Raw genomic sequence first — 11525 nt, forward strand, 5'->3', positions numbered from 1 at the left:
GTTAATAGAAACAGAAGAGCTTTTAAAGTAATGACAAACTTTGCCGATAATGATACGGTATGTTTGGATATGGACCTTGATGATGTTGTTACTAATGGCATCATATTGCCTTCGGTAAGCCAAAGTAAAGATGGTATTGCTTTTAGTTTCAAGGCGAAAAAAGGAGAATATTATAAAATTTATTATCAGAATGAAAGTTATAAGTTTCCTGAAGATACTTTATTGAGCAGGGAAAATTTTTATGGCAGTTGGGAAGATGCAAGTATAGGATTTAAAAGAGTTGAAACCGACGGCATAGTGTCTGACGTTTTCAGAATTGTCGGAAATCCTCGTGACGAGAAAAAATTCTATGGCGCTGATGTTTCAAAGAATCCTTTCAGCAAGGAAGCTGTTGACAATGTTATCATGGCAATCCGAAATACTCCCGATTGGTATGCTTCTATTGTGAATAAGGCTGAAAATAATGGCTATTCAATCGACAAACAATTATATCTCGATGCTATATGGATTATTAATGATAAAAAGAATGCAGGAGATCATAATAACAGATGGAAAAGAAATCCAAGGGTCGGTTGCTATTCTTTCATGCTCGTGGTTTGCAATGAAAATGCGTTGAAAAATATTCCTGAATACATACAGTTTATCGGCAAAACGGATGATGCCGGCGATTTTGTGAATCCTTACAGCTTTTTTGCAAATAACAGTTTGGAAGGCGTTGAAGTGTTGAAAAGTGATAAAGTATTGAAAACACGCGCTGTCATTACTCCGGAGAATGGCATATTTCTTAATGAATTGACGATGACTTCCGATAATTATTTTATTGATACGACAGACAAGAACTGCGGTACATCGGATGAATTGTACGACAACGCTCTGTTCGAGCAGTTTTTCAGCTATATCAGCCGGCAATATACTCTGAGAAATATTCCTGTCATACAAGATGTGGTTTCTGATATTGACCCTTATACACGTGCCGATTATGATGCAAACAAAACCAAATTCGACAGTACACAATTACAGTATAATTACCCCGTTACAAGTACTTGTCCGTGCACTACTGTCAGGTTTGATGAAAACGACAACAGCATTGTTTTGATAAATCCAGGTAATGAAGATATTGATAATCTTAAAAAAGAATCGACGGGTATTAGGACAAGAATAGGATTTACCTATGGTAAATATCGTGGTAAAATCAAGTTCCCGGTAATGTTGAACAACGAAAATATCTGGAATGGATTGACGTACGCATTTTGGTTGATTTATCAGGATAATCATTCATGGAATAACAGAAGGTCGAGTAAAAGCGGATATATTGATAAAGGGGACGAGTCGTCTAATCCTGTAAGAAAACCGGATAATTTTTATTCTGAGATAGATATTGAAATTGTCAAAGCTTCGAAATATTGGCCTAAACAATATTATTATCAAGATGCTGAACAAGATAAAAAATTCGAAGATGCGACATTGAATGACGATGTCATGTTTTGTTGCACCAATTGGGATTTGGCATGTAAGGACCCGGAACAGTTTATGACCGGTATAAATGAAATAACATACGATGACTGTAATTTTGAGGCAATGCGCTGGTATGAGAATTATAAGGCATTGACGATAAAGTCTCCTGTCAGTAATGATGTTTTTAAGGAAGATTATTATTACTATGAAATAGAATGGAAACCCAATGAAATCATTTGGCGTATTGGACCATCTCCCGATAAAATGAAAATGGTGGGTTATATGAACGATAAAAATACCAACATACCTAATAATCAGATGTTATGTATAGTTACTCAAGAATATCATTATTCCGAATGGTGGCCTCCTGTTGTTTTTGAACAAGGTCTGATACCTTACAATAAAAACGATATAGAAGGTAAGGTTTATGAGATAGTGGTAGAGTAGTTGCTGATAATCGGATTGAAAGATTATCGATAATTGAAGATGTCGTTTCAAGGCATATAACGTATTTTTTGATTGTTTTTAAGATTCGGTTTGTTTTTAATATGTCAAGATAATTTGCATGAATTGTCAATTATTTCCTGTTTCAGATTTATAAATTTCGCAAATGTCATTAATGGTATCTTCTATTGAAGTGAATTTAAAATCTGTTTGTTTTGTTAGTTTTTCCGAACTGTAATAATTATGGTTTGTTGCAGCCCTTGCTGTTTCTTTGGTGATGACGGGTTTCGTGCCGGTCATTTTGCCGTAAATACGGCATAGTCTCCATGCAATCTCGCTCATGAAGCGGGTGGTATGAATATAAGGTGCTTTCACGTTGAGATGTTTTGCCATCATTGCAAACAGTTCTTTGTAACATAGTGATGCACCGTTCAGGATATAACGTTGACCGCAAACATGGTCGAAATATTTTTCATGCATCAATAATGTCATGGCGCGTGCTACATCTTTTACATCTACAAAGCCATTGACTCCGTTAGTGTAAAATGGAAGTCCTTTTGCGACGGTATGGAATAATTCCGAACTCCCTGAATGCCACGATCCTGCACCTAAAATAACGGAGGGATTGACAATTACTGTCTGGAGTCCTCTTCTATAAGCATTCCATACTTCCATCTCGCCATAATATTTTGAAACTGAATAAATACTGTTGTTTTCTGATTCTTCCCACATACAGTCTTCATTTATCCGATTATCTTTGTCGGCCCTCCCTAACGATGCAATGGAACTTACATGACAGAACTGTTTTACACCGCAATGCAGAGCTGCATTTACCATATTGGCAGTGCCTTCGACATTAATTTTCATAAGACTGTTCTTGTCGTTTGGATCAAAAGATACAACGGCAGCACAATGATATACTTTGTCAACATCATGCATCGCCTTTTTAAGTATTGCTATATCCATAACATCGCCTTCAGTCCATTTGATGCGTTTGAATTGTTGCTCCCGGTAGTTGCGTCTGAACAAAACTTTTTTCAATAGAGAAAAATCTGAAAAACTCCTGCATAATGCTTTTATTTCAACATCAGAATCCTGCAATAGTTCTGCAATGAGATGAGAACCGAGTAAACCGGTGGCGCCACTTACTAAAATCATTTTTGTAAATTTTAAGAAAACGAAATTATAAAAAAAACACATAGATTGACATCTGATTTATTATTATTATCTTTGCAATGTAAATGGGGTATCAAAATGAAAAATCGTAATGTTTTAATGTCTTTGTTGGATGGTCTTCGTCAATGGGTTAAGATAAACTTTCTATTGTTTACAATGACTTTCATCTTGCGATTGTTGTTTTTTTTCGTTCTTCTTATTTCAAACAACATAGAATGGTCGTCTTTTCCAATAGTGCTGTCCGGCGTGTATTTCGACCTTTTTTTGGTGATGAGAGTTACGGCTCTGCTTGTATTGCCGTTTCTGCTGTTGCATCTCTTACTTCCTAAGACAGCTTATATTATTGGTGTTGCATTTATTACTGTTTATTGTATCTTGTATGGCGGTCTTATTGGATACTACAACAATGTGATGCTCCCGTTAGATGAGGTTTTCTTTGTTTTTAAAGCCGGAGAGATGATAGATATAATTGTTTCATCGGTAAAGTTTTCAATATTGTCATTGTTGGGAGTCCTTGTCATGATAGCATTGTATGTATTGCTCCTTGTTTTTTGGAAAAGAAAGGTATTCATCGGTAATAAGACAGCAATACCTTATATGATTGTTTCAATCGTTTTTTCAGTTGCTTTCAATTACAAATCATTGACTAATAACGATACTCCATATAAATCATATTCTGATTTTTGTTTGGCATCCAATCAAATGGTATATACGTTGAATGCTTTTGATAATTATTTCAAAAATAACGAATCTAATGCTTTTGACAAATATTTTAAAGGTAAAAAATCTGTTGGAAAAAATGATTTGCAGCAATATGACTTTTATGACAAGGAGATTTTAAAAACTGCTAAGGATTATCATTTATTGTTTCCTGAATTTACATACGTTGACAGTCTTTATCCGTTCATGCGTGTATTCGATGACAAGGATGTTCTTGGAAGTTTCTTCAATATGACATCAGACGGGTTGCCTCCGAATTTTGTATTTGTAATCGTTGAAGGTATGGGTCAAAATCTTACGGATTTCAATCCAAAGATGTCTTATACACCTTTCATCGACAGTCTTTCATCTTGTGGATTGTATTGGCATAATTGTTTGGCGTTGGCAGAGAGAACTTTTGGCGCGTTGCCTAATATATTTTCTTCTACACCATACGATAAAACCGGTTTTGCAAGACCTTGGTTTCCCATACCGGACCATAATTCCCTCTTGAAAGATATGTCGAAAAACGGTTATTCCATATCTTATTATTATGGTGGCAATGCGGCTTTCGACGGTCAGGACGAGTATTTGTTAAATAATGGTGTGTCTTATATCATGCGGCCGTTGGATGATGAACTCGATTATGAGAATAAGGAAACCATGCAGAAAAATAATGCATGGGGCTTGTACGACGGAGATATGTTTAAATTGGCTGTGAATCACAAGGATTCTGTTGGGACCACCCGACCTTATACCGATATATATTTGACATTGACGACACACGAGCCGTTTGATTTTAAAGGTATTGAAGAATATGAAAAACGTGTTTTGCAGATGCTTGACAGTAATACCGAAGTGCCCGATAAGGAAAGGAAAAGAATCATAGACAATAAGAATGTTTATGCATGTTTCCTTTATTTGGACGACTGTGTAAGAATGTTGTTCGATTATTATAAACGACTCCCAGATTTTGAGAATACTGTTTTTGTCATCTTGGGTGACCATAGAATGGGACGTTTGTATGTCAATGCCAGTGAATTGCTGAAATACAATGTGCCGTTAATCATTTATTCGCCTTTGTTGAAATCGCCAAAGACTTTCGGAGGTGTTGTCACTCACCATGATATTACACCTTCCATAAACTCATATTTGAAAAATAATTATGATTACAGGATAGATTCTTTGTGTCATTGGCTCGGTACTTCTTTTGATACTTCGGCTGTTTTTTCATCGAAAGTAAAAGTGCCTTTCATGAGAAATAATCGCGAAGTTATAGAATATATGTATAATGACTTGTTTGTTGTAAGAAACAGGTTGTTTAGAGTGGGTCCTGATATGTATCCGACAGAAATCAGCGATTCCACATTATTGAATAAAATGCTGAAATACTTGTCGGATTATAAGAAAATAGACCATTATGTCACACAAAACGACTACCTTGTACCAAAACCGTTTGATGAAATGGATAATGTCGTTTCTTATAATTTTGAAATGAATAAGCCGACTCCAACTGAAGACAACCAGTTGTTGTATGGTCTGAAATTGAATACGGAAGATAATACTTTAGAAGTGGAATTGCATGACAACGAATATCTTCATGTCTTTTCGTCAATAATATTCGACAAGGACTATCAGAAAATTTATATCGATATGGTATGTGAATATAAAATGATGGATAAATCTAAAGTTGACGACTTCATCATTATATTTAAAATGAATAAAGGTAATGATCTTCTTATGTACAAGGGATATAATGTTAATGAGTTGACTTCAGATATCATTGATGACAAGGATGGTTTCAAGCGTCTTCGTGTCAAAACGACATGCTTCTTCCCGAAACCTGTTACAAAAGATGCTGTGATGAAAATGTATCTGTTGTTGAAAGAAAAGGATGCGACAATGAAGATAAAATATTTGGATATCAATATCGATGCCTTGCCTGTTGAATAGTTTTTTATTTATAATGATTTCCAACCTTTTGTACAGGTAATAATATCATTGATTGTTTTGGTGTCTTGTTGTTGAATGATGTTGCAATTTACAGATATATCAAGAGAAAAATTCTTGAAACAAGTTGTTTTCTTGATATGAAAATACTCATGTTGAGTGACATAAATAAATCCCATGTGTTGGACTTTTAGTTAAAAAGATATATCTTTGCATGAAAATTTATATTTAAGTCGATGAATAAAGATTTTGTAGAAGAACTGCGCTGGCGTGGAATGCTGCATAGTATGACTCCCGGCACTGAAGAACAACTGAGAAAAGAACTCACAACTGCATATTTGGGTATAGATCCTACAGCGGATTCTTTGCATATAGGTCATTTATGCGGTATCATGATGTTAAAACATTTTCAACATGCCGGACATAAACCTCTTGCTTTACTTGGAGGTGCTACCGGTATGATAGGAGACCCTTCGGGAAAATCTGCCGAACGTAATCTGTTGAATGATGAGACTTTGAATCATAATCAGGCTTGCATAAAGAAACAACTTTCTAAATTCTTGGATTTTGAAAGCGATGCTCCTAACAAGGCTGAGTTGGTGAACAATTACGACTGGATGAAAGATTATTCTTTCCTTAATTTCATACGTGACATAGGAAAGCATATCACCGTCAACTATATGATGGCAAAAGACAGTGTCAAGAAACGTTTCAGCGGAGAGGGCGAAGGCATGTCATTTACCGAATTCAGTTATCAGCTCGTTCAAGGCTACGATTTCTTGTATTTGTATCAGCATAAGGGTTGTAAACTACAGATGGGCGGTTCCGACCAATGGGGCAATATCACCACAGGTACCGAATTGATTCGTCGTAAGTTGGGTGCTGATGAAACAGCCTATGCTCTTACCTGTCCTTTGATTACAAAGTCTGATGGTGGTAAGTTCGGAAAGACAGAGAAAGGAAATATTTGGCTTGACCCGAAAAAGACTTCACCCTATGCATTCTATCAGTTCTGGATGAATTGTACCGACGAAGATGCTGCAAAATATATCAAGATTTTTACTATGTTGAGTAAGGAAGAGGTTGATGCTTTGATTGAACGTCATGCTGCAGAACCTCATCTTCGTGAATTGCAGCGTACTCTCGCAAGAGAACTTACTTTGGTGGTCCATTCAAAAGAAGATTTGGAAATGGCTGAAGAAGCTACACAGATTCTTTTCGGAAAAGGAACTGCAGATGCACTTCGTAAATTCGATGAGGCAACGTTGCTGAGCATTTTTGAAGGTGTCCCCAACTCTAATTTCAGTAGAGATACTTTGACTGCCGGCGTCGGAATAATCGACTTCCTCGTTCAGACTGAGGTGTTCATTTCCAAGGGTGAAGCTCGCAAAATGTTGCAAGGCAATGGCGTTTCTGTAAATAAAGAAAAAGTTGATGAAAATAAAACCCTCGGTAATGAGGACTTGTTGAATGATAAATATATTCTTGTTCAGAAAGGCAAGAAAAACTATTATCTGATAATTGTGAAATAAATCGTTGTTCCAAAATGTTTTGGATACTGTTATTCATAACAATCTTGATACTTGTTGTGGCTTTTGCTGCAATCGGTATCAAGATTTTGCTGAAGAAAGACGGTAAATTCGAAAGACATTGCTGCCATTCCGAGGATTCTTGTATTTGCGGTGGTAAAGGGGGAGTACACTGCAAACGAAAACAATAGTAAAGAAATGTTAAGGGTATATGATAATAAAAAAATTTACTCGCGACGATACCAATGTCATAAAAGGTGTCGCGATTTTGAGTATTATTCTGCATAATTTATTACATTGGATCTCACCTTCACCCGGTGAAAATGAATTTGATTTCTACAGAGACAGGGTGAATAATTTTATTGATGGAATAATAAACTGTCCTTTGGAATCCATCAATCTTATAATCAGTTATTTCGGTCATTATGGCGTGCAACTGTTTGTTTTTGTCAGCGGAATGGGGTTGGCATATTCAATGTGTAAAAAGCCTCGTACATGGGGCAATTTCATGATAGACCGCATAAAAAAACTATATCCTTTGCTGTTAACCGGGATTCTGTTTTTTGTTTTGGCAAAAGTGTTGATTTATAATGTGCTGCTAAGCAGTTACGATAACAGGGAAATTGGTCTGAAACTGTTGTTCCTGCATACTCTTTTCCCTGATTCCGGATTGAGTGTCAATGGTCCATGGTGGTTTTTTGCTTTGATAATACAGCTTTATGTTCTTTTCCCTTTTATGTTCGAGCTTATCCGTAAATATAACCTTAAGGCTCTGATATTGTTGTGCTTGTTCTCATATACATGTATTTACCTTTCTCAATATGTTGTAAACATTAATAAAAATGTGTATTTGTTGCAAAATGCTCCGGGACATATACCTGAGTTTGCCTTGGGTATATGGTTCGCTCTGAATAAGGATAGGAAAGTCAATAATATATTTGGATTCTTGGCTGTTATTGTTTTTGTTTTAGGCAATTTCTACAAAATGTTTTTCCCTTTCACATTTCTTTCTTTTACATTTATGATGGTATGGTTGTTTAATTCAGCATTGAAAAATGAAAACAGAAATGGTGTTGTCAAGCGTTTGTTCATATATTATGGCTCTATTTCGATGGTCGTTTTTGCAATACATGGATGTTTCAGAACGCCTTTCGTTGAGCTTGCAAATAATTTGGGTACTTTTGACGGAAAACTTTTGTCAGCATTTTTGTTTGTTGTCCTAATTACGTTATTGTCACTTCCCGCAGAAAAGATTTATTATTATCTTGTATCTCTATTCGATAAAATACATTTATTTATATCGAAAAGATTTGATAAACTTGATGTTAATAAAAAAGAGCGTTTGACACGTTTTTTCTCGCGTGCTGTTCAGTTTATGATAGTGTTGTTTTTTGCTTGTTATTTTTTCGACTTGTTTTATGTGCCAAAACATATAAGAGAGTCGCAGATGATTTATGAGCGTTTTTCTGACATTGACAATTCTGTTGACGAATGTTTTACCAATGTGAAAGTCGATATTGACGGAAATAAATATTTGGCGGTTGATTCTGACAATACTTATGTTTCTCTCATGCCTAATATCAAGATATACAACTCGGGTAATATAGAATCGAAAATCTCTTTCGATATAAGAATAGATAATAATATTTCGGAAGAAAATTTACCTCTTGTTGTTTTTCAATGCAGTGATGTGGACTTCTGGAAAGGAGAAACATTGAATTTTGTGGAATCTGATATTCCGGGATGGAAACGTGTTGAAATTTCGACGTCCTTGATATTTAACCGCAGTATTAAGAATAAGATATTGAAAGTATATATCTGGAACAAGGACAATATTCCATTTGATTACGACAATATAGATGTGATTCTGCATTATTAATGCACAATCATTTTCTCAAATCCTTCAGTCTGAAAAGTCTGTAATTGATTTTCATCGTCAAGATATATGAACAAGGCTTCCACGTCTTCATTTTTTAACAATTCGGAAGCTTTCTCCATTCCGGCTATCATACATATTGAAGCGAGGCAGTCCGCCCATGCTGCATTGTCGGCTATTATTGTTGCGCTAAGCAGGTTGTGTTCCACAGGCTGTCCGGTACGAGGGTCTATGCTGTGAGAATATCTTACATTATCTTTCTCAATGTACTTGCGGTAACTCCCGGATGTTACCACCGCCTTGTCTTTTAGTTCTATTTTCATTTGTATCACGCGTTCAGCATTTTTGTCCGGTGCCGGTTTTTCTATGCCTATTTTCCATGTCTCTCCATTCGGTTTTACTCCTTTAGCTGTTATTTCTCCTCCTATATCGACAAGATAGTTGTTGATACCTTGGCTGTAAAGATATTCTCCTATTATGTCTGCAGTATAACCTTGTGCTACAGCGTTGAAGTCTAACGACATGTTCTCATTGTCTTTTATCACTCGTCCTTCTTCTATCCTTATTTTTCTGTAATCCACCAATTCTAAGATGGAATCTATCATCTTGTCTGTCAATGCTATTTCTTTTTTATAATGAAATCCCCATGCCGAGACAAGAGGCGCTATGGTGGCATCAAACAGTCCGTCGGAAAATTCTGCTGCCTTGACAGCCCAGTTGAAGTTGTCGATAAAAATCTTATCCACTATGACATCCTTGTTTTCATTGACTTTACGTATTATGGAGTTCTCTTGCCATAAAGAAACAGAGTTTTCCACATCTTTTAATATGGAATCTATTTCATCGCTGAAATCACGTTCATCGTAATATATCACTGAATAATAGCTGCCTTGTGTCACTCCGGTATATTGTTTGCGCTCCGGAGCATTGCATGATGTTAATATCATCATCATTATCAAGATAGAAACTGTTTTTTTCATCATTTTGCATTTGTTTTTCAAAATTATATACTTTTTTTGAAGATAATGCAGTTTTAATGTTGTTATATGATGGAAATTTTAAAATTTTTCTTCTTTTAACCTTTTTTTAGTATCTTTGAAAATAAAATATTATGTCTATGAAAAGAGTTATATTATTGTTAATCAATATTTTAGTATTTGGGATGTGTTCTTTTTCCATTGAATTGCCCACTTATTCCGATGTGAATTATAAAGATAATGTAAAGACTGTATTGCTGCATCCTAAAGGAGACGCTTTTGCCAAACCTGTGATATTTATTAATGATATGACTGAAGCGCTGCACCTCGAATTCGATATTCTCGACTCTGAAGCACCTTATTTATATTATACTTTAATTCACTGTTCCAATGATTGGAGACCTACCGATTTGCCAATGAATGACTATATTAACGGATTCCCGTACGATGATGTGGATAATTATTCTTTCTCCTTGAATACCATGGTGGATTATGTGCATTATGAACTTGATTTTCCAAATGCTAATATGATGCCCAAAATATCAGGCAACTATCTGCTCGTTGTTTATGGTGAAGATCAGAATCTTGAAAACATATATTTCACAAGACGTTTTATGGTTTCTGAAGAAATTGCTGTCATTAAAGCCAACATTCCGCGTTATCCTTACGACCTTAATCTTGGCACTAACAAACAGCAGGTTAATCTGCAGGTTTCTTATCCTTCTTTGTTTAATTCACGCGCCAATGAATATTCCAATGTCACCATACAGCAGAATGGCAGATGGGATAATGCTGTTATAGGTCTTAAACCTACATACGTCTATCCTGAATATCTATCCTATGAGAATAACAAACTTACCGTTTTCGAGTCGGGTAATCAGTTTCGTCATCTTAATACAAGTAACCTCAATAACCGTCCGGAACAGACAGAAAGCGTAAGGCAAGGTGATTATTATTATATTGTCACTTTGTATCCTGACAAGAAAAGAAATCATCACACTTATTTCGATGAAGAAGACTTGTTCGGTGGTAAATATATCTATCTCGAACGGGAAGATAAAAACCCTTCTGTTGAAGCCGACTATGTCATGGTCGATTTTACCCTTGACTGGTATCCTGTCATGACTGACAGAGATGTATATGTCATGGGCGCCATCACGGATTGGAACTTCAACGAATCGAATAAAATGACTTACGACTACAATAAGAAGTGTTATAAGTTGAGTCTTCTTTTGAAGCAAGGATTTTATGATTTTATTTATGCCGTTCGCGATAAAGGCGCAAAAGTCGCTGATGTCGGTACTGTGGCGGGCGACTTCTGGGAGACACAAAATGAATATACTATTTATGTGTATCTCTTCGACCCTATGCTTAATTATGATAAACTTATAGGTGTGACAGTGATACGTTCCCACTGAT

Annotated in this window: 7 protein-coding genes; 5 read left to right on the forward strand and 2 right to left on the reverse strand. The window is 35.8% G+C overall.

Features of this window, described 5'->3' with window-relative positions:
• The first annotated feature begins 30 nt into the window (after positions 1 to 30).
• A complete protein-coding gene (locus ACZOVS_RS05650; RefSeq protein WP_483996261.1) occupies positions 31 to 1902 on the forward strand; it encodes a hypothetical protein in 1872 nt (623 codons plus the stop codon).
• A gap of 126 nt (positions 1903 to 2028) precedes the next feature.
• On the opposite strand, the gene ACZOVS_RS05655 is transcribed toward ACZOVS_RS05650, so the two are convergent.
• Positions 2029 to 3057, reverse strand: a complete 1029-nt coding sequence (locus ACZOVS_RS05655) for an NAD-dependent epimerase/dehydratase family protein (protein ID WP_483996262.1) — start codon at positions 3055 to 3057, stop codon at positions 2029 to 2031.
• A 96-nt stretch (positions 3058 to 3153) separates the two neighbouring features.
• Between ACZOVS_RS05655 and ACZOVS_RS05660 the strand changes: the two genes are divergently transcribed.
• From ACZOVS_RS05660 to ACZOVS_RS05670, 3 genes are all read left to right on the forward strand, one after another.
• Positions 3154 to 5727, forward strand: coding sequence for an LTA synthase family protein (locus tag ACZOVS_RS05660; RefSeq protein ID WP_483996263.1), 2574 nt, complete (start codon positions 3154 to 3156; stop codon positions 5725 to 5727).
• Between the two features lie 233 nt (positions 5728 to 5960).
• The gene (tyrS, locus tag ACZOVS_RS05665) at positions 5961 to 7256 is read left to right on the forward strand and encodes a tyrosine--tRNA ligase (RefSeq protein ID WP_483996264.1); all 1296 of its coding nucleotides are present in this window, start codon (positions 5961 to 5963) and stop codon (positions 7254 to 7256) included.
• Between the two features lie 208 nt (positions 7257 to 7464).
• Positions 7465 to 9132, forward strand: a complete 1668-nt coding sequence (locus ACZOVS_RS05670; RefSeq protein WP_483996265.1) for an acyltransferase family protein — start codon at positions 7465 to 7467, stop codon at positions 9130 to 9132.
• Here ACZOVS_RS05670 and ACZOVS_RS05675 read toward each other — a convergent pair.
• Positions 9129 to 10112 carry an FAD:protein FMN transferase gene (locus ACZOVS_RS05675; RefSeq protein WP_483996266.1) on the reverse strand — a complete coding sequence of 328 codons (984 nt, stop codon included), beginning with the start codon at positions 10110 to 10112 and terminating at the stop codon, positions 9129 to 9131. The two genes, ACZOVS_RS05670 and ACZOVS_RS05675, sit on opposite strands and share 4 nt — an antisense overlap.
• Before the next feature lie 134 nt (positions 10113 to 10246).
• Between ACZOVS_RS05675 and ACZOVS_RS05680 the strand changes: the two genes are divergently transcribed.
• Positions 10247 to 11524 (forward strand): type IX secretion system plug protein, encoded by a 1278-nt coding sequence (locus tag ACZOVS_RS05680; protein ID WP_483996267.1) that lies wholly within the window; start codon positions 10247 to 10249, stop codon positions 11522 to 11524.
• Position 11525 lies beyond the last annotated feature (1 nt).

The sequence above is a fragment of the Candidatus Limimorpha avicola genome, assembly GCF_056978975.1.